The organism is Geobacillus sp. LYN3 (assembly GCF_003064505.1).
Lineage (GTDB): Bacteria > Bacillota > Bacilli > Bacillales > Anoxybacillaceae > Parageobacillus_B > Parageobacillus_B toebii.
The window spans coordinates 1,580,043-1,599,675 of record NZ_QCWL01000001.1; the positions used below are offsets into that span (position 1 = coordinate 1,580,043).

Annotated in this window: 16 protein-coding genes and 2 pseudogenes; 17 read left to right on the plus strand and 1 reads right to left on the minus strand. The window is 43.4% G+C overall.

Annotated elements, in window-relative coordinates; all coding sequences use genetic code 11:
* Nucleotides 1-7: 7 nt before the first annotated feature.
* The 17 genes and pseudogenes from DCC82_RS08270 to DCC82_RS18045 all read left to right on the plus strand — a co-directional run bounded on the left by DCC82_RS08270 (nucleotide 8) and on the right by DCC82_RS18045 (nucleotide 19,309).
* Nucleotides 8-1,258 carry a competence/damage-inducible protein A gene (locus DCC82_RS08270; RefSeq protein WP_015863519.1) on the plus strand — a complete coding sequence of 417 codons (1,251 nt, stop codon included), beginning with the start codon at nucleotides 8-10 and terminating at the stop codon, nucleotides 1,256-1,258.
* A gap of 163 nt (nucleotides 1,259-1,421) precedes the next feature.
* The gene (recA, locus tag DCC82_RS08275; RefSeq protein ID WP_062678186.1) at nucleotides 1,422-2,474 is read left to right on the plus strand and encodes a recombinase RecA; all 1,053 of its coding nucleotides are present in this window, start codon (nucleotides 1,422-1,424) and stop codon (nucleotides 2,472-2,474) included.
* A 460-nt stretch (nucleotides 2,475-2,934) separates the two neighbouring features.
* A complete protein-coding gene (gene rny, locus DCC82_RS08280) occupies nucleotides 2,935-4,491 on the plus strand; it encodes a ribonuclease Y (RefSeq protein ID WP_015863523.1) in 1,557 nt (518 codons plus the stop codon).
* Between the two features lie 83 nt (nucleotides 4,492-4,574).
* On the plus strand, nucleotides 4,575-5,369 hold the full coding sequence (locus DCC82_RS08285) for a TIGR00282 family metallophosphoesterase (protein ID WP_015863524.1): 795 nt from the start codon (nucleotides 4,575-4,577) through the stop codon (nucleotides 5,367-5,369).
* A 113-nt stretch (nucleotides 5,370-5,482) separates the two neighbouring features.
* The gene (gene spoVS / locus DCC82_RS08290; RefSeq protein WP_015863525.1) at nucleotides 5,483-5,743 is read left to right on the plus strand and encodes a stage V sporulation protein SpoVS; all 261 of its coding nucleotides are present in this window, start codon (nucleotides 5,483-5,485) and stop codon (nucleotides 5,741-5,743) included.
* 92 nt (nucleotides 5,744-5,835) lie between these two features.
* Nucleotides 5,836-6,759, plus strand: coding sequence for a dipeptidase (locus tag DCC82_RS08295; protein WP_015863526.1), 924 nt, complete (start codon nucleotides 5,836-5,838; stop codon nucleotides 6,757-6,759).
* 201 nt (nucleotides 6,760-6,960) lie between these two features.
* Complete coding sequence (locus tag DCC82_RS08300; RefSeq protein WP_108430315.1) at nucleotides 6,961-8,697, plus strand: 2-oxoacid:acceptor oxidoreductase subunit alpha; 1,737 nt, start codon at nucleotides 6,961-6,963, stop codon at nucleotides 8,695-8,697.
* 2 nt (nucleotides 8,698-8,699) lie between these two features.
* Nucleotides 8,700-9,566 carry a 2-oxoacid:ferredoxin oxidoreductase subunit beta gene (locus DCC82_RS08305; protein WP_108430316.1) on the plus strand — a complete coding sequence of 289 codons (867 nt, stop codon included), beginning with the start codon at nucleotides 8,700-8,702 and terminating at the stop codon, nucleotides 9,564-9,566.
* A 184-nt stretch (nucleotides 9,567-9,750) separates the two neighbouring features.
* Nucleotides 9,751-11,322: a tRNA (N6-isopentenyl adenosine(37)-C2)-methylthiotransferase MiaB gene (gene miaB, locus DCC82_RS08310; protein WP_108430317.1), complete on the plus strand. Its 1,572-nt coding sequence runs from the start codon at nucleotides 9,751-9,753 to the stop codon at nucleotides 11,320-11,322.
* 1 nt (nucleotide 11,323) lies between these two features.
* Nucleotides 11,324-11,761, plus strand: a complete 438-nt coding sequence (locus tag DCC82_RS08315; protein ID WP_108430318.1) for a YlbF/YmcA family competence regulator — start codon at nucleotides 11,324-11,326, stop codon at nucleotides 11,759-11,761.
* Nucleotides 11,762-11,938: 177 nt separating this feature from the next.
* Entirely contained in the window at nucleotides 11,939-12,487 is a 549-nt protein-coding gene (locus DCC82_RS08320) for an outer spore coat protein CotE (RefSeq protein ID WP_015863531.1), read from the plus strand.
* Between the two features lie 138 nt (nucleotides 12,488-12,625).
* Nucleotides 12,626-12,853: pseudogene (locus DCC82_RS08325) on the plus strand (transposase); the annotation flags it as partial.
* Nucleotides 12,854-12,945: 92 nt separating this feature from the next.
* Nucleotides 12,946-13,422, plus strand: a pseudogene (locus DCC82_RS08330) (acetone carboxylase subunit gamma).
* Nucleotides 13,423-13,804: 382 nt separating this feature from the next.
* Complete coding sequence (gene mutS, locus DCC82_RS08335; RefSeq protein WP_097354346.1) at nucleotides 13,805-16,387, plus strand: DNA mismatch repair protein MutS; 2,583 nt, start codon at nucleotides 13,805-13,807, stop codon at nucleotides 16,385-16,387.
* A 13-nt stretch (nucleotides 16,388-16,400) separates the two neighbouring features.
* The gene (mutL, locus tag DCC82_RS08340; protein WP_108430319.1) at nucleotides 16,401-18,260 is read left to right on the plus strand and encodes a DNA mismatch repair endonuclease MutL; all 1,860 of its coding nucleotides are present in this window, start codon (nucleotides 16,401-16,403) and stop codon (nucleotides 18,258-18,260) included.
* A gap of 196 nt (nucleotides 18,261-18,456) precedes the next feature.
* Nucleotides 18,457-18,651: a hypothetical protein gene (locus tag DCC82_RS08345; protein WP_097354348.1), complete on the plus strand. Its 195-nt coding sequence runs from the start codon at nucleotides 18,457-18,459 to the stop codon at nucleotides 18,649-18,651.
* Between the two features lie 412 nt (nucleotides 18,652-19,063).
* Nucleotides 19,064-19,309 carry a hypothetical protein gene (locus tag DCC82_RS18045; protein WP_097354350.1) on the plus strand — a complete coding sequence of 82 codons (246 nt, stop codon included), beginning with the start codon at nucleotides 19,064-19,066 and terminating at the stop codon, nucleotides 19,307-19,309.
* Between the two features lie 80 nt (nucleotides 19,310-19,389).
* Here DCC82_RS18045 and DCC82_RS08360 read toward each other — a convergent pair.
* Nucleotides 19,390-19,633: IS66 family transposase (locus tag DCC82_RS08360; protein ID WP_146177912.1), on the minus strand; the 244-nt coding region annotated here is incomplete at its 5' end.

The window sequence follows — 19,633 nt, forward strand, 5'->3', positions numbered from 1 at the left end:
ATTTTCATTGAATGCGGAGATTATTGCTGTCGGCTCTGAGTTATTGCTTGGGCAGATTGCCAACACGAATGCACAGTTTTTATCTGAAAAGCTCGCTGAACTTGGAATCAATGTCTATTTTCATACCGTTGTAGGCGACAATGCCGGCCGGCTCGAACAGGCGGTAAGAGTGGCGCAGGCGCGTGCCGAACTCATTATTTTTACTGGCGGGCTTGGGCCGACGAAAGATGATTTAACGAAAGAAACGATCGCCCGCCTGTTAGGGCGCGAGCTTGTGATCGATGAGGAAGCGCTTCGTTCCATTGAAGCATATTTTGCCCGCACAAACCGGACCATGACAGAAAATAATAAAAAACAGGCGCTTGTATTACAAGGATCTACTATATTGAAAAACGAACACGGAATGGCACCTGGAATGGCAATTACGCTGAATTCAATTACGTATATGCTTCTTCCCGGCCCTCCAAAAGAAATGCAGCCGATGTTTCTCAAATATGGCCGACCGTTTTTAATGGAACAGCTTGGCCGTCATGAGCGCATTGAATCGCGTGTATTACGCTTTTTCGGAATCGGTGAGTCGCAGCTGGAAACAGACATTGAAGATCTTATTGATCAACAATCAAACCCGACGATTGCTCCGCTTGCTGGTGACGGAGAAGTAGCGTTGCGCTTGACCGCGAAACACCATTCCGAAATCGAAGCAAAAAAACTTTTAGATAAAGCGGAACAAGCGATTTTAGAGCGCGTCGGCCGCTATTTTTATGGCTATAATGACGAAACGTTGTTTAAAAAGACCGTGAAGATGTTGAAGGAAAAAAAGAAAACGATCGCGGCGGCAGAAAGCCTCACAGGCGGACTTTTCTTAACCGAATTAACGGCCATTCCCGGCGCTTCTCAAGTTGTCCGCGGCGGAGTTGTCTGCTATGCCAATGAAGTAAAAGAGAAAGTTCTTCACGTTCCTGCTTCTGTTTTGACAACAGATGGAGCAGTAAGCGAACGTTGTGCGCAGCTATTAGCGGAAAATGTCCGCACACTTTGTCATGCTGATATTGGCATCAGTTTTACAGGCGTAGCAGGACCAGACCCGCTTGAAGGAAAGCCAGTCGGCACTGTATATATTGGCATTTCCACCCCTGAAAACGAGACAGAAGTCTATGCCCTTGCATTACCCGGTCAGCGTGATGCGATTCGAATTCGTACCGCGAAATATGGTTGCTCCATTATATTAAAAAAATTGGCGGCTGCATATGAAGGGTAGCTGCCTTTCCTCTTTGATGTTCCCCCGCTTTTTATTTCATCACAAATGGAGAATGTTTCTATTTTCTCCACAAGAAAAACGAATGGACGTTCGATTTTTTTCTTGGCAACATCCCTAAAAAACGGTATAGTATAAGTAGTTGAGAAAAAGGAGGAGTTTGTTAGTGAATCAAGATCGTCAAGCCGCCTTAGAACAGGCGTTAAAACAGATCGAAAAGCAATTTGGAAAAGGCTCGATCATGAGACTTGGAGAACAAACAGACCGGAAAATTTCCACTATATCAAGTGGATCGCTTGCACTGGATATCGCTTTAGGAGTCGGCGGATATCCGCGTGGACGCATTGTTGAAATATATGGGCCTGAATCTTCCGGGAAGACAACAGTTGCGCTTCATGCGATTGCCGAAGTGCAAAAACAGGGGGGACAAGCTGCGTTTATTGATGCGGAGCACGCGCTTGATCCAGTTTATGCACAAAAGCTAGGCGTAAACATCGATGAGTTGTTGCTTTCCCAGCCGGATACAGGAGAACAGGCATTGGAGATTGCCGAGGCATTAGTAAGAAGCGGCGCGGTTGATATTATCGTTATTGACTCTGTTGCGGCGCTTGTACCGAAAGCGGAAATTGAAGGAGAAATGGGCGATGCCCACGTTGGTTTGCAAGCGCGTCTTATGTCACAAGCATTGCGCAAATTATCCGGAGCGATTAATAAATCAAAGGCAATCGCTATTTTCATCAACCAAATTCGCGAAAAAGTCGGAGTGATGTTTGGAAATCCGGAGACGACACCAGGCGGCCGAGCTCTAAAATTTTATGCTTCGGTCCGTTTAGAAGTGCGCCGTGCCGAACAAATTAAACAGGGCAATGACATGGTTGGAAATAAAACAAAAATTAAAGTAGTAAAAAATAAAGTTGCCCCTCCATTTAAAACGGCTGATGTAGATATTATGTACGGAGAGGGAATTTCCCGAGAAGGCGAAATCATCGATATGGCATCAGAGCTGGATATCGTGCAAAAAAGCGGTTCTTGGTATTCGTATAAAGACGAGCGTCTAGGTCAAGGACGTGAAAATGCAAAACAGTTTTTAAAAGAAAATCCGCATATCGCTGAAGAAATTGCACAAGAAATCCGTAGACATTACGGAATTGAATCGCCTTCTGTTTCGAACAACGCAAACGAGACGCAACAAGAGGAGCTTGGATTTTTAGAAGACTAAACCTAGGGAGGAAATGCTGTTTCCTCTCTTTTTTATTTTTTCTGATTTGTGACAGGGAGAAACTTCTATATCTTGACAATAAATTTTGCCACCTTTAAAATTAACATGTATATTTTATACAAAGAATCAGCCACGAAAGTCCGTGACTCCGGCTAAATGAAAGTGGCTCATGCACAAAACATGAATGTATTTTGGATTGAGCCAACTGTATAAAAACACTAATGATGTTTTTTTATTGTCTGTAAACATTTAGCAGAAACTGGAGCGCGTCCGCATGAAAAATGGAAAGAAAGTTCTCGCTTGATCGGCTTTAGCGGCGCATACGTTCGGCTAATGGGCGGATATATGTGTTGCTGATTTCGATGTCAGTAAGTATGGTACTGTATGTTGAAACGTTTGTAACAACGTACATGCCGACAGTTATTTCGAAATAATTTTATAGCAAGAGGAGGTGAAAAAAATGGGGTCAATCATCATCTCCGCTTTGCTTGCCTTAGTTGTCGGTGCCGTTGTCGGCTTTTTTATTCGAAAATCCATTGCAGAAGCGAAAATTGGCGGTGCACAAGCAGCTGCAAACCAAATCATTGAAGATGCGAAACGAGAAGCTGATGCGCTGAAAAAGGAAGCGCTTCTTGAAGCAAAGGATGAAATTCATAAACTTCGTACAGAGGTTGAACGTGAAATTCGCGATCGAAGAAGCGAGTTGCAAAAACAAGAAAACCGATTGCTGCAAAAAGAAGAAAATCTTGACCGAAAAGATGAGGCGCTGAATAAACGAGAAGCGCTCTTAGAATCGAAAGAGGAAGCACTGAATCAAAGACAACAACATATTGAACAGATGGAAAGCAAAGTGGAAGAGCTCGTTCAAAAGGAACAAATGGAATTGGAACGAATTTCTGGTCTAACACGCGAAGAAGCACGCCAAGTTATTTTGGAGCGTGTCGAAAAAGAGCTATCTCATGAAATTGCAATGATGGTGAAAGAAGCCGAGACCCGCGCGAAAGAAGAGGCGGATAAAAGAGCAAAAGCAATTTTATCGCTGGCGATTCAGCGCTGTGCGGCTGACCATGTCGCCGAAACGACCGTATCTGTCGTTAATTTGCCAAACGATGAAATGAAAGGCCGGATCATTGGTCGTGAAGGACGGAATATTCGTACGCTTGAAACGCTCACCGGTATTGATTTAATTATCGATGATACGCCGGAGGCAGTTATTTTATCGGGATTTGATCCAATCCGCCGTGAAACGGCTAGAATTGCTTTAGACAAACTTGTTCAAGATGGACGCATTCACCCGGCAAGAATTGAGGAAATGGTCGAAAAAGCAAGACGTGAAGTGGATGAGCATATTCGTGAAGTCGGCGAACAAACCACCTTTGAAGTTGGCGTTCACGGGTTACATCCGGATTTAATAAAAATTTTAGGACGCCTCAAATTCCGGACAAGCTACGGGCAAAACGTCTTGAAGCATTCAATTGAAGTGGCGTTTTTAGCCGGGTTGATGGCGGCGGAACTTGGCGAAGATGAAATGTTAGCAAGACGTGCTGGCCTCCTGCACGATATTGGCAAGGCGATTGACCATGAAGTGGAAGGAAGCCATGTTGAAATCGGTGTAGAATTGGCGACAAAATATAAAGAACACCCGGTTGTCATTAACAGCATCGCTTCCCATCATGGTGATACGGAGCCAACTTCCGTCATTGCCGTGCTCGTTGCAGCGGCTGATGCACTTTCTGCGGCAAGACCGGGAGCGCGCAGTGAAACATTGGAAAACTATATTCGCCGCCTCGAAAAATTGGAGGAAATCGCTGAATCGTACGAAGGTGTGGAGAAATCATATGCGATTCAAGCAGGTCGAGAAGTGCGTATTATGGTGAAGCCGGATATGATTGATGATTTAGAAGCGCATCGATTGGCGCGGGAAATTCGTAAACGGATCGAGGAGGAACTCGATTATCCGGGACACATTAAGGTTACCGTTATTCGTGAAACAAGAGCGGTAGAATATGCAAAATAAAGTGGCGATATTGCCACTTTATTTTTTTTATATTTTGTGCCAAACTTGAACTAGTTAGATTTCAGCTTAGAAAGGGATATACAATGAAATTTTTGTTTATTGGCGACGTTGTCGGTTCACCGGGAAGAAAAATGATAGAACAATATTTGCCAAAGTTAAAAGAAAAACATAAACCGAACATCATTGTCATTAATGGGGAAAATGCCGCAGGCGGAAAAGGAATTACGGAAAAAATTTATCGTACGTTTCTTGAGCAAGGCGCCCATGTCGTCACGCTTGGCAATCACGCATGGGATCAACGCGATATATTTGAATTTATCGATGATGCAAAGTCATTAATACGGCCGGCTAATTTTCCGGAAGGTGTCCCAGGAAAAGGGATTGTATATGTACAAGTAGAGCAAATGGAAGTAGCTGTTATTAACTTGCAAGGGAGAACGTTTTTGCCCGCCATCGATTGTCCATTTAAAAAAGCAGATGAGCTAATTGAAGAAGCAACCAGGCGCACGCCGATGATTTTGATTGATTTTCACGCGGAGGCAACAAGTGAAAAGCAAGCGATGGGTTGGTATTTGGATGGACGTGTTTCTGCAGTTGTTGGTACACATACGCACGTTCAAACTGCCGACGCTCGTATTTTGCCGAAAGGAACGGCGTATATTACTGATGTTGGGATGACCGGTCCGTATGATGGAATTTTAGGAGTGGATCGTGAGGCGGTGTTGCGGAAATTTTTAACCTCATTACCCGTTCGTTTTGAGGTAAAAGAGGGGAGAAGCCAATTAAACGCTGTGCTCATTGATATTGATGAGAAAACGGGACGAGCAAATAAGATCGAAAGAATTGTGATAAATGATGACAATCCTTATTTAGAATAGTCATTGTTTTAGGAATTTTTAAAAATACTTATAAACTTAGCAGGAATACTCGCTAAAACAGTGAATATAGTAACAGTAGAACTATTTTTGAGGAAATGAGGGAGGAGCTAGAAATGGAAATATTAAAAGTTTCAGCAAAGTCGAATCCTAACTCTGTAGCTGGTGCACTTGCCGGGGTATTGCGCGAACGCGGATCAGCAGAAATTCAAGCAATCGGCGCAGGTGCATTAAACCAAGCCGTTAAGGCAGTAGCTATTGCACGAGGATTTGTGGCACCGAGCGGCATGGACCTTATTTGTATTCCTGCATTTACGGATATTATTATTGATGGGGAAGAACGTACGGCGATTAAATTAATTGTAGAACCTCGTTAATAGTAGTAACGCTTTTATGATAGAAACATAACCTGTTTGTGCCTTCTATTGGAAGGCAGGCAGGTTATTTTACTTTATAAAGGGGGATATGTATGATTTTCGATGCGCATTGTGACGCACTGATGAAATTATGGATGGATCGGTCTTTATCGTTCCAAGATGGCAAAAGTCTTCATGTCACCTTTCCATCACTTCTAGAGGCGAAAATAAAAGTTCAATGTTTTGCCATTTACATACCGGAAACTGTTCCGGAAGAAGCGCGTTTTACGGTTGCGCTAGAAATGATAGACATTTTTTTTGAACAAATGATTGAGCGATTTCCAATGTTGAAATTTGTTCGTTCGAAACGCGATATTGACGCATTGGAAGAAAATGAAATTGGGGCGATGTTAACGCTTGAAGGATGCGATGCGATTGGGACAAGCCTTGTAAAATTAAAAACATTGCTTCGCCTTGGTGTCTCGTCTGTTGGACTGACATGGAATTGGTCCAATGCTGTAGCAGATGGTTCTTGGGAAGTGCGCGGTGCCGGATTAACGGAATTCGGAAAACAAGTGGTGCGGCATCTTAACGAGGCAAAACGTTGGGTCGATGTTTCCCACTTATCGGAAAAAGCATTTTGGGACGTGATGGAAATCGCGCAATTTCCGATTGCTTCTCATTCTAATACATATCGCTTTTGTCCACATCCGCGTAATTTGCGAGATGAGCAAATTCGCGCGTTGATTGAGAAAAATGGGATGATTGGAATTACGTTCGTTCCGTACTTTTTAACGAAAGAAAAAGAAAAAGCGGCGATTTCTGACGTTCTCCGCCATTTGGAACACATTTGTTCACTCGGGGGAGCAAGGCACGTTGGGTTTGGCTCTGATTTTGACGGAATGGAAGAAACGGCAAAAGGACTCGAAAATGCGCGGTGCTATACAAATTTAGTCAACGAGCTGCAAAAACACTACTCAGAAGATGAGGTAGAACGGTTTTTATTTCGCAATTTTTATGACCATTTGCCGCAGTAAAATAAGAGATTGATGGCAATAGAAAAGAGTTTTTATAAGTAAGGTTGCATTTTTTTCATATAGGTCTAGAATGAAATCATTTGATATATTTTTATATGTTTAAATTTTTGTGAAAATCATTGCCTGCAAGTCTAGTGATTTTATTGGAAAAGTGCTACACTTATAATTGTAATTTTGACCGAACTTAAAGGGGTGTAAGAAATGATTAGTCAACTTTCATGGAAAGTTGGAGGACAGCAGGGAGAAGGAATTGAAAGTACCGGTGAAATCTTCTCCATTGCGTTAAATCGCCTAGGCTATTATTTATATGGGTATCGTCATTTTTCTTCACGGATTAAAGGCGGTCATACGAATAATAAAATTCGTGTAAGTACAACACCAATTCGTTCGATTGCCGATGATCTTGATATATTAGTGGCGTTTGACCAAGAATCGATTGACTTTAATTTTCATGAACTTCGTGATGGCGGCATCGTGATCGCTGATGCGAAGTTTAACCCAACGATTCCGGAAGGTCAAAATGTAACGTTATATGCAGTTCCGTTTACAGATATCGCGACAAATTTAGGAACATCGCTTATGAAAAACATGGTCGCTGTTGGTGCGTCAAGCGCAGTTCTTGGCCTTGATATTAACGTATATCAAGAAGTGGTACAAGAAATTTTCGGAAGAAAAGGCCAGCAAGTTGTCGAAAAGAACATGGAAGCGATCCGAGCAGGGGCTCAGTATATGAAAGAACAGCTCGGTGATCATGTTCAAACAATGAAATTAGAAAAAGCGGATGGGAAAAAGCGGATGTTCATGATCGGCAACGACGCGCTTGCATTGGGCGCATTAGCCGGCGGTGCGCGTTTTATGGCGGCATATCCGATTACTCCGGCTTCAGAAATTATGGAATATTTAATTAAAAAACTTCCGGAACTAGGAGGAGCTGTCATTCAAACGGAAGATGAAATCGCCGCATGTACGATGGCGATTGGTGCCAACTATGCTGGCGTGCGGGCATTCACCGCATCAGCAGGTCCAGGTCTTTCTCTTATGATGGAGTCGATCGGGCTTGCTGGAATGACAGAAACACCGCTTGTCATCGTTGATACACAACGTGGCGGTCCAAGTACAGGATTGCCGACAAAACAAGAACAATCTGACTTAATGGCCATGATTTACGGAACGCATGGTGAAATTCCAAAAATTGTTATGGCGCCAAGCACAGTGCAAGAAGCGTTTTACGATATGGTGGAAGCGTTCAACCTTGCCGAAGAATATCAATGTCCGGTGATCGTTTTATCTGATTTGCAACTTTCCCTTGGTAAACAAACGGTTGAACCGTTAGAGTACGATAAAATCGAAATCCGCCGTGGCAAACTAGTAAAAGAAGAACTCCCGCCGTTGGAGAAAAAAGATAATTTTAAACGTTACGAAGTTACCGAAGATGGCATTTCTCCGCGCGTAATTCCGGGAACGCCAAACGGAATTCACCATGTAACAGGAGTAGAACACGCGGAAACAGGAAGACCGTCTGAAGTTGCGGCAAATCGGAATGCACAGATGGATAAGCGTTTGCGCAAATTAAAACATATTCAATTCAACACACCAGTTCATAAAAACGTTAAACACGATGAAGCAGATTTGTTAATTGTTGGTTTTATCTCTACGCGCGGTGCGATCGAAGAAGCGATCGACCGTCTTGAGCAAGACGGCGTGAAAGTCAATCACGCGCACATCCGTCTTCTTCATCCGTTCCCAACGGAGGAAGTGCTGCCGCTTGTCGAATCAGCGAAAAAAGTCGTCGTCGTTGAGCAAAATGCAACAGGCCAACTTGCAAACATTCTTAAAATGAATGTTGGACATGCTGAAAAAATTTCTAGTGTATTGAAATATGACGGTAATCCATTTTTGCCGAACGAAGTTTATACAAAATGCAAGGAGTTGTTATAAATATGGCGACGTTTAAAGACTTTCGTAACGATGTAAAACCGAACTGGTGTCCAGGGTGCGGCGATTTCTCCGTTCAAGCTGCCATTCAGCGCGCCGCGGCAAACGTTGGGCTTGAACCTCATCAATTAGCAGTTATTTCCGGAATTGGCTGCTCGGGACGTATTTCCGGTTATATTCATTCGTACGGCTTTCACGGCACCCATGGCCGCGCGTTGCCGCTCGCCCAAGGAGTGAAAATGGCGAACCGTGATTTAACGGTCATTGCCGCAGGCGGCGACGGAGACGGATTTGCGATCGGCATGGGTCATACCATTCATGCGATTCGCCGCAACATCGATATTACCTACATTGTGATGGACAACCAAATTTACGGTTTGACAAAAGGGCAAACATCACCAAGAAGCGATGTTGGATTTAAAACAAAAAGCACCCCGCAAGGTTCGGTTGAACCGGCTCTTTCGATTATGGAAATCGCGCTAAGCGCCGGTGCGACGTTCGTAGCGCAAAGCTTCTCAAGCGATTTAAAAGAATTAACAAGCTTAATTGAAGAAGGGATTAAACATAAAGGATTCTCGCTTATTAACGTATTCAGTCCATGTGTTACCTATAATAAGGTAAACACATATGACTGGTTTAAAGAAAACCTTGTGAAAGTAAGCGAGATTGAAGGATATGACCCATCGGACCGCGCCATGGCCATGCAGACAGTAATGAAATATAAAGGATTAGTAACAGGGTTAATTTATCAAAACAAAGAGCAAAAATCGTATCAAGAACTGCTTCACGGTTATAGCGAAACACCGCTTGCGGAGGCAGATCTTCAACTAAGCAAAGAAAAATTCGATGAATTAGTTTCTGAATTTATGTAATTTGGAAATGATTCACTCCCAATTAGGTATTGCCTAGTTGGGAGTGATTTTGTTATGATAATTTGTTCAGTGTTAAGCTGAATAAGAAAAGTATTGTTTAAATTTGTGATCAATTATATACTATGATAATGTGTATGATGAAAAGGAAACAATTGTTTTCTATAGCTATAGAAAGGAGATTATTATGAACGAAAAACAACGTTTAGAACAAACAGGACAAATTCAAACAGCTGATCATCCAACGGACAAAAAATCCGCTTTGGATGCGTTAAAGAAAAAAACGAGCAAAGATTACGAAAAATATTTTACTAGCGTATTTATTCCGCCAAATTTAAAAGAAGCGAAAAAACGTGGAAAAGAAGAAGTAAAATATTTTAAAGACTTCACTATACCGGAGCAATTCCGTGGCATGGGCGAAGGCCGCAAGTTTTATATTCGCACGTATGGCTGTCAAATGAACGAACATGATACCGAAGTAATGGCAGGAATTTTTATGGCGCTCGGATATGAGCCGACTGACCGCCCGGAAGATGCGAATGTCATTTTATTGAATACGTGCGCGATCCGCGAAAACGCGGAAAACAAAGTGTTTGGCGAGATCGGCCACTTAAAGCCGCTGAAGCAAAACAATCCGGATTTGCTTCTTGGGGTATGCGGCTGTATGTCGCAAGAAGAATCGGTCGTCAATAAAATTTTGAAACAATATCAATACGTTGACATGATTTTCGGTACGCATAACATTCATCGCCTTCCATACATTTTACATGAAGCATACATGTCAAAAGAAATGGTTGTGGAAGTTTGGTCAAAAGAAGGCGATGTGATCGAAAATCTTCCAAAAGCGCGCAGAGGCAACATTAAAGCATGGGTAAACATTATGTACGGCTGCGATAAGTTCTGTACGTACTGTATCGTTCCGTATACACGAGGGAAAGAACGAAGCCGCCGTCCGGAAGACATTATTCAAGAAGTGCGCCATCTTGCCGCCCAAGGATATAAAGAAATTACGCTTCTTGGCCAAAACGTCAACGCCTACGGGAAAGATTTCACCGACATGAAATACGGTCTTGGCGACTTGATGGACGAACTTCGTAAAATTGATATTCCGCGCATTCGCTTTACGACTAGCCATCCGCGCGATTTTGACGATCGTTTAATCGAAGTGCTCGCCAAACGCGGCAATCTAGTCGAGCATATTCACCTGCCAGTGCAATCCGGCAGCACGGAAATATTGAAATTGATGGGCCGGAAATATACGCGTGAGGAATATTTAGAGCTTGTCCGCAAAATTAAAGCGGCGATTCCAGACGTTGCGTTAACAACGGATATTATTGTCGGCTTCCCGAACGAGACGGAAGAACAGTTTGAAGAAACGCTGTCGCTCTACCGCGAAGTCGAATTTGATTCTGCATACACGTTCATTTATTCGCCACGTGAAGGCACACCGGCGGCGAAAATGGTTGATAACGTATCGATGGAAGTGAAAAAAGAACGCTTGCAGCGGCTAAACGCGCTTGTCAATGAAATTTCAGCGCGAAAAATGAAGGAATATGAAGGGAAAGTTGTCGAAGTATTAGTTGAAGGCGAGAGCAAAAACAACCCGGATGTCCTTGCTGGATACACGCGGAAAAACAAGCTTGTCAACTTCATCGGTCCGAAATCGGCGATTGGCAAACTTGTCAAAGTGCGGATTACCGAAGCGAAAACATGGACATTAAACGGGGAAATGGTAGAAGAAGCGATCGAGGTGAAATGAGATGGCAAAATATACACGTGATGAGATTTTAGCACAGGCGAAGGAACTCGCCAAAATGATTGCCGAGACAGAAGAAGTTGATTTTTTTAAACGCGCGGAAGAAAAAATACACCAAAACGAAAAAGTGCGCGCGATGATCGAGCAAATTAAATCATTGCAAAAACAAGCAGTCAACTTAAAACATTATGGGAAATATAAAGCGCTGAAAAAAGTAGAAGCACAAATTGACGCGATTTACGAAGAGCTTTCGCAAATTCCGATCGTTAGCGAATTCCAGCAATCGCAAACGGAAGTGAATGATCTGCTTCAATTAGTCGCTTCTACCATCTCCAATACGGTGACCGATGAGATTATCGCATCAACAGGCGGCAACGTGTTGCGCGGGGAGACAGGTGCGCAAATACGCTGTAGTGGAAACGGCGGCTGCGGCTGTTATTAAAATTTGACTGACGTCCTTGGTTTTCAAGGGCGTTTTTTTTATTGCGGAAAAAGTAGGCACATCATACGGGGACCCTGCATACAATGAACTATAAGGAATAATTTATAAACTTATGTGCACATTAGGCGAAATCATGCATAGGATGAAATGAAGATTCATTTGAGGAGGGTTTCTTATATGTCTGAATACAGAGAAATTATTACAAAGGCGGTCGTCGGGAAAGGTCGTAAATTTACGCAATCTACTCATACGATTACTGCTCCGAATCGTCCATCAAGCATTTTAGGATGCTGGATTATTAACCATCGTTACGATGCGAAAAAATGTGACAAGACAGTAGAAATCCATGGGAAATATGACGTTAACGTTTGGTATTCATACGACAACAATACAAAAACAGAAGTTGTCACAGAAACAGTAACATATGCGGATGTGGTGAAATTAAAATACCGTGACGATGATGATATTATTAGCGATGATACAGACATTATCGTTCGCGTCATTCAGCAGCCGAACTGCCTAGAATGCACCATTTCGCCAAACGGAAATAAAATTGTGGTCGATGTAGAACGCGAATTTATTTCCGAAGTCATTGGGGAAACGAAAATATGTGTCGCGATCCATCCAGACGGCTGCGGCAATGATGACGATGATTTTGACTACGGTGACCTAGATGAAGAACTAGAAGATTTAAGCCCAGATTTGCTTCTCGGCGATGAAGAGTAAAACTAGGAAGAAAGATCTTCCTAGTTTTTTTTTGGGCTCTTCACCACAAAATGTACTTGACAATCAGGTTGTTTTCTGATCAAGGGTACAAAAAATGCGAAATTTCCTGTATGGTAAAGGTGACCAAACCATCAACCATGGTTTGACCGGTACCTTTTTAGCGACTGTGCCGCCGTACGCAGTATTGCCAAGGCACTCATCACCCGAAGAGACGCAGTGCTTTCTTGCATCGTTTTTTCTTACTCAAATGGTCCAATGGAAGGAATCCACAACAAAATAAAATTGATCAAAAGGCGAGGATATGGGGATCGAAATATCCAGCGTTTTACTTTGCGTGTCCGTCTAGAGACCTCTATCACATTTTAACGTAAAAATCAAGTACATCTTTTGGTGATGAACCTAATAAGTTGAAATGAAGTGAAAATACGGAAAAATACGATAAATACGATCGCAAGACGATAGAGGAATTAATCGACGGTACCATAGATTTTGTCAAATTAAAAGCAATGCTCTCCAATTATAAAGACACTGACCGATTTGACAAATATATTAGCATCCTTCAAGAAAGGGTGCCGTAGGATGATCCGATTTTGCTTCCGGCCGGCCTTCATCTCTATATTGTGCAAAAGCCGGATGGCCGGCGCATCGTAAAATGTGATTGTGGATATGAATTTTGCGAGGCAAGCGACAACTGGAAGCTTCATGCGCTCATCTATGTTCGTGATACAGTAGAAAAAATGGCGGAACTGTATCCGAAATTGATGGCGCCAGATCCGGAATGGCAGGTGCTTCGCGAGTACTATTGCCCTGGCTGCGCAACACAGCTTGAGGTAGAAGCGGTGACACCGTGGTATCCGGTCATCAAAGACTTCGAGCCTGATATCGATACATTCTATAAAGAATGGTTAAAGCGCCCGCTTCCGCAGGCGAAATAAAAATAAAAAACAGACGGCGGCGAAAAGCTGCCGTCTGTTTTTATGCATTGCATTTTCTGAAATGGAATGCAAGGGAGAAGCTCATTATTGGAAAGACGGACATAGGAGCTGCCGGACTGCTTAACGCTTTAGCGATGCCAGAATTTGAACTTTCTCTTTTTCTTCTTTAAAATATGTTATAATGAAACGTGTTGAAACGCAGATGCATTAATGTATTCAAAAAAATCTCCATATTGGTTCGAAACTAGATACATAGAAAACAAGATTTCGCGGAATTAAGCGGCTTTATGTTGATGGCGATACACGGATGGAAACGCCAAAATGACAGGGTGGCCGCTAATTTTATTGGTAAAACGTAAATTTGCAAGGTTGGAGGAGAACGATGGCTACATATACGCCGATGATTCAGCAATACTTGGACATTAAGGCACAATATCCAGATGCCTTTTTATTTTTTCGCCTTGGCGATTTTTACGAAATGTTTTTTGACGACGCGATCAAAGCGGCGCAGGAACTGGAAATTACGCTGACAAGCCGTGATGGCGGCGGCGAAGAACGGGTGCCGATGTGCGGCGTCCCGTATCATTCGGCGCAAGGATATATTGAACAGTTGATTTCAAAAGGATATAAAGTCGCGATTTGCGAACAAGTCGAAGACCCAAAAACGGCAAAAGGGGTCGTCCGCCGCGAAGTCGTTCAGCTCATTACCCCTGGAACAGTGATGGAAGGGAAAGGGCTGTTAGATAAAGAAAACAACTACTTGGCGACGGTGACCATGTTTGATGATGGTACGTATGGTTTTGCTTATACGGATTTATCAACAGGGGAAAATCGCATAACGCTTCTTGCTTCATTGGATGATGTGATGAATGAGCTGTATGCGATCGGTACGAAAGAAATTGTCATTTCTTCTCAATTTCCAGAACAGTATCAGCAGCTATTAAAGGAACGCTATGATGTGACGATTTCATACGAGGATGAGACAGTGATTCCTGAAGGATTTACGTCGATCGTCGAAGCGCTTCAGCAAGATAAGCTAAAAATAACATTCGGCCGCCTGCTTCATTACATTATTCGCACACAAAAACGACGCCTCGATCATATGCAGTCTGTTCAAGTGTATCAAGTCGATCATTATATGAAAATCGATTTGTACTCGAAGCGAAATTTGGAATTAACCGAGACAATTCGCTCCAAAGGGCGGAAAGGCTCGCTATTGTGGCTTCTTGATGAAACAGTGACGGCAATGGGCGGACGGTTGCTGAAACAATGGCTTGATCGCCCGCTTTTGGATCGCAAACAAATCGAACGGCGCTTACATATGGTCGAAACACTGATCCATCATTATTTTGAACGGCAGGAGCTGCGCGAACGTCTTCGCGAAGTGTACGACGTCGAGCGCCTCGCTGGCCGTGTTGCCTACGGAAACGTAAACGCGCGCGATTTAATTCAACTGAAAAAATCGCTTCAGCAAATCCCGGCGTTAAAAGATATTGTTGAAAACCTTTCAGATGATGAAGCGAAGCAGCTTGCCGACAAACTCGATCCATGTTCGGAACTTGTCGATCTGTTAGAGCGGTCGATTCAAGAAAATCCGCCATTGTCCGTCAAAGAAGGAAACATCATTAAAGACGGATATAACGAAACGCTTGATCGTTATCGCGATGCAAGCCGCAATGGGAAAGCATGGATTGCCCAGCTAGAAAGCAAAGAACGGGAATTAACCGGGATTAAATCATTAAAAATTGGCTATAACCGCGTGTTCGGCTATTACATTGAAGTGACGAAGGCGAATCTTCATTTGTTGCCAAAGGGACGTTATGAGCGAAAACAAACACTAGCAAACGCTGAACGTTTTATTACCCAGGAATTAAAAGAAAAAGAAGCGCTCATTTTAGAAGCGGAAGAAAAAAGCATCGAACTAGAATACGAATTGTTTGTGGACATTCGCGAACGCGTAAAACAATATATTCCGCGTTTGCAATCATTAGCGAAAACGATTAGCAAACTCGATGTCTTGCAGTCGTTTGCAACCGTAAGCGAAGAGCGTCATTACGTAAAACCGCAGTTTTCCGATAATCGTGAGCTGATCATTCAAGCGGGCCGCCATCCAGTAGTGGAAAAAGTGCTTGGGGCGCAAACGTATGTACCGAACGATTGTTATATGAATAAAGAACGGGAACTGTTGTTAATTACGGGACCGAATATGTCCGGAAAAAGCACGTACATGCGGCAAATTGCCCTTACTGCCATTATGGCGCAAATTGGCTGCTTTGTACCGGCAGAGAAAGCAGTCCTCCCAATTTTTGACCAAGTGTTTACGAGAATTGGTGCGGCGGATGATTTAGTATCTGGGCAAAGTACGTTTATGGTCGAAATGCTCGAAGCGCGCAATGCGATCGTTCACGCGACACAAAACAGCTTAATTTTGTTTGATGAAATCGGACGCGGCACGTCTACGTATGATGGGATGGCATTGGCGCAAGCGATCATCGAATACATTCATGATCATATTGGCGCGAAAACGTTATTTAGCACACATTATCATGAATTAACGGATCTGGAGCAATCGCTTGCCAAGCTGAAAAACGTTCATGTGAGAGCCGTTGAGGAAAATGGAAAAGTCGTGTTTCTTCATAAAATTGAAGAAGGACCAGCCGACCAAAGTTACGGCATTCATGTCGCCGAGCTTGCTGAGCTTCCGGCTTCTCTCATTCAGCGCGCCAAAGAAATTTTAGCCGAGCTTGAGCAGCAAGAACAGCGAAAAGAACAGCCAAGCGGCAAGAACGAGGCGGTCTTCGAACAGCTCAGCATGTTTGCCGAAGAGCAGCCTTCAAAAGAAGAATCCCATCTATCGAAAAAAGAGAAAAAGGCGCTTGAGGCATTAAAATCGGTCAATTTATTGGAAACAACGCCGCTTGAAGCGTTAAACAAATTATACGAAATTCAAAAACTATTAAAGTAAAGGAGGCATAGCGATGGGAAAAATTCGTAAGCTCGATGACCAATTGTCCAATAAAATCGCCGCAGGGGAAGTCGTCGAGCGCCCTGCCTCCGTCGTTAAAGAGCTTGTTGAAAACGCGATTGACGCCAATAGCACCATTATTGAAATTGAATTAGAAGAAGCAGGACTAGCGAAAATTCGCGTCATCGATAATGGGGACGGAATGGAAGAAGATGATTGCCTCGTTGCTTTTGAAAGACATGCGACAAGCAAAATTAAAGATGAGCACGATTTGTTTCGCATCCGCACGCTTGGCTTTCGCGGCGAAGCGCTGCCGAGCATCGCCTCCGTCTCGGAAGTTGAGATGAAAACAAGCACGGGAGACGGTCCAGGAACGAAAGTGGTTCTAAAAGGCGGAAAACTCGTTGTACACGAACGGACAACAAGCCGCAAGGGAACCGATATTACCGTATCTAACTTGTTTTTCAACACCCCGGCCCGTTTAAAATATATGAAAACGATTCATACTGAGCTTGGTCATGTCACCGATGTCGTCAACCGCCTTGCCATGGCACATCCTGATATTTCGTTTCGCCTGCGCCATCACGGGAAGCAGCTGCTTTACACGAGCGGCAACGGCGATGTGCGCCATGTGCTTGCCGCGATTTACGGCATGGATGTCGCGAAAAAGATGATTCCAATTCAAGCGGAATCGCTCGATTTTACTGTTCAAGGCTACATTTCGCTTCCAGAAGTGACGCGCGCTTCGCGAAATTACATTTCCACGATCGTCAACGGGCGATATGTGCGCAACATTCCGCTCGCAAAAGCGATCGAAGCGGGATATCATACACTGTTGCCGATCGGCCGCTATCCGATTGTATTTTTATCGATTGCGATGGATCCGATTTTAGTCGATGTCAATGTCCACCCGGCGAAATTAGAAGTACGTTTCAGCAAAGAAGCGGAATTAAACGAGCTCGTCACCCAAGCGATTCGCCAGGCGCTTCAAGCGCGGACGCTTATTCCTGAGATGATGATCAAGCAAAAAGAAACTCCAAAACCAAAAGCAGAACAAACGGCTTGGACGTTTGAACATGTCGTTAAAGAACCATTTGTTTCTCCACTCGTTCATGTAGATGAACCAAAACAAGTAGATGAGCCAAAGCAATCAAGTCCAGTGCAAGAACCAAAGGAGGAAATCCCTTCGTTTTTGCCGACAGTAGAATCGAAACAAAATGATGTCGATGATGAACTAGTCGAAATGGACGAGCAAACGGAATCATCAGACGAACAAGAGCATGTGAATGACCGGCTTCCGCCGCTTTATCCAATCGGGCAAATGCACGGAACGTACATTTTGGCGCAAAATGAGAGAGGGCTTTACATCATTGACCAGCATGCCGCCCAAGAGCGCATTAAGTATGAATATTTTCGCGAAAAAGTTGGCGAAGTAATAAACGAAGTGCAGGAATTGCTTGTTCCGCTTACATTTCATTATCCGACAGACGAATATGTGTTAATTGACGCACATCGTGAAGAATTGGCGAAATGCGGCGTCTTTTTAGAACCGTTCGGGCACAATACGTTCATCGTCCGCTCCCACCCATCGTGGTTTCCAAAAGGGGAAGAAGCGGAGATTATTGAAGAAATGATCCAGCAAGTGATCGATATGAAAAAAGTCGATATGAAGCAGCTTCGTGAAAAAGCAGCGATTTTAATGAGCTGCAAACGTTCGATTAAAGCGAACGAGTATTTGCGCGATGACGAAATCTTCGCACTCTTGGAATCACTGCGCAAAACGACTGATCCATTCACCTGCCCGCACGGCCGCCCAATCATCATCCATTTTTCCACGTATGAGCTGGAGAAAATGTTTAAGAGAGTGATGTAAACATAAAAGCGCAACGCCTTGTTCTATCAAGGAGTTGCGCTTTATTTTTTCGTTTGCCCTGTTTGTAAGCCCGAATCACTTTACGGATTGTTGTGTATGCAAACAAAAACACAGTAATTCGTTGTTCCGGAAGGGCGAACAGTAGATTAGGCAACGAAACAAAAGAGTAATTATGTTTCCAAAGAGGTGATAACGAATGAATGATAAAGAGCGGTTGAATGAAATTATAATTCGCTACAAGACTGTTAAACCGTTTGAATTTTATAACGACATCGGTGTTATCGCGATGGATGAAAAGGATAAAGATTGCTGGAGTCTTAAATATATCTTTGTCGGCGGCGGTCGAATTCAACGTGATAAGAAGAAAGAGGTCCATGCCATTACAGAATAAAGGTTGAGCAACATGACATAAGCCGGAGCGCAAGTGCAGCAGCTGCACACGTCGTTCCGGCTTATTCCGTTTCAGTGGAACAACTTCTACTTTTCAATCAATCCACTTCCCCTAGAACGCCAAAAGCAACAAAATGCACAGGGCTAGATTTTGTTAAGCGTTTGACTGCTTTTTCTTTCCGTGCTTGGAAACGTTGCATGACGGGCTTAAAGCAAGGTGTTGCTTGTTCATCCAGCACGATCATTTTTCCGTCAAGGATGCAGTCTGAAGGTAAATTAATATTCTTCATTTCTGGGTACTGGAAAGTACACTCGTTTGGCGGCTAGTACTACCACTCCGGTAGTGTAGTAAGGCTCTGTGGCCGTCAAATCTCGTCCATGACCTATTCAGCTACATCATGGAAGGGGAAATCATGGAGAAATTTCAGGATTTTTTAGCTCATGCACTCTTGTATATTATTGGATTAGAGGTCGCACTTATGCTCATCAAGCACGATATGACACTCGTCATGGATATAATCATTTTTGCCATTGCCCGTAAGATGATCATCTTGAATGTGCATATGTGGGAGATTCTAGTCGGAATCTTAGCCATCTTTATCCTCTACTACCTTAAATGTTACGGACTGAGTTGCCGCTTTTTCCCCAACCGACCTTAATTTTTAAGTAACTATTCACCCCAGTGCTAGTGTATAAAAAAGCCCAGCACAAATAGGGCATTTCGGTCATAGAAAATGCCCTAGGTAGCGGAAAGAACTCGATCGATCGTTTCGCCTGCCAACAGAAGACATAACGAATCCCACACGTTTTTTTCTTTTTTCGTCAGTGTGGAAACGATGCTTCTTGCGATGCAAAACGACTGCGCGAATGTTTCTTCGCGAAACGTACCCGAAATGTTCTCTTTGACTTTGACCATGCGAAGATCGCGTTCGGCTTGGTTGTTATCAAAGGGAACATGTACTTCACGTAAGAAACGCAGCGCT

Coding starts and splice junctions, on each gene's coding strand:
- rny (WP_015863523.1), top strand. CDS start 2,935: ATGGGGTCAATCATCATCTCCGCTTTGCTTGCCTTAGTTGTCGGTGCC.
- DCC82_RS08285 (WP_015863524.1), top strand. CDS start 4,575: ATGAAATTTTTGTTTATTGGCGACGTTGTCGGTTCACCGGGAAGAAAA.
- spoVS (WP_015863525.1), top strand. CDS start 5,483: ATGGAAATATTAAAAGTTTCAGCAAAGTCGAATCCTAACTCTGTAGCT.
- DCC82_RS08295 (WP_015863526.1), top strand. CDS start 5,836: ATGATTTTCGATGCGCATTGTGACGCACTGATGAAATTATGGATGGAT.
- DCC82_RS08300 (WP_108430315.1), top strand. CDS start 6,961: ATGATTAGTCAACTTTCATGGAAAGTTGGAGGACAGCAGGGAGAAGGA.
- DCC82_RS08305 (WP_108430316.1), top strand. CDS start 8,700: ATGGCGACGTTTAAAGACTTTCGTAACGATGTAAAACCGAACTGGTGT.
- miaB (WP_108430317.1), top strand. CDS start 9,751: ATGAACGAAAAACAACGTTTAGAACAAACAGGACAAATTCAAACAGCT.
- DCC82_RS08315 (WP_108430318.1), top strand. CDS start 11,324: ATGGCAAAATATACACGTGATGAGATTTTAGCACAGGCGAAGGAACTC.
- DCC82_RS08320 (WP_015863531.1), top strand. CDS start 11,939: ATGTCTGAATACAGAGAAATTATTACAAAGGCGGTCGTCGGGAAAGGT.
- mutS (WP_097354346.1), top strand. CDS start 13,805: ATGGCTACATATACGCCGATGATTCAGCAATACTTGGACATTAAGGCA.
- mutL (WP_108430319.1), top strand. CDS start 16,401: ATGGGAAAAATTCGTAAGCTCGATGACCAATTGTCCAATAAAATCGCC.
- DCC82_RS08345 (WP_097354348.1), top strand. CDS start 18,457: ATGAATGATAAAGAGCGGTTGAATGAAATTATAATTCGCTACAAGACT.
- DCC82_RS18045 (WP_097354350.1), top strand. CDS start 19,064: ATGGAGAAATTTCAGGATTTTTTAGCTCATGCACTCTTGTATATTATT.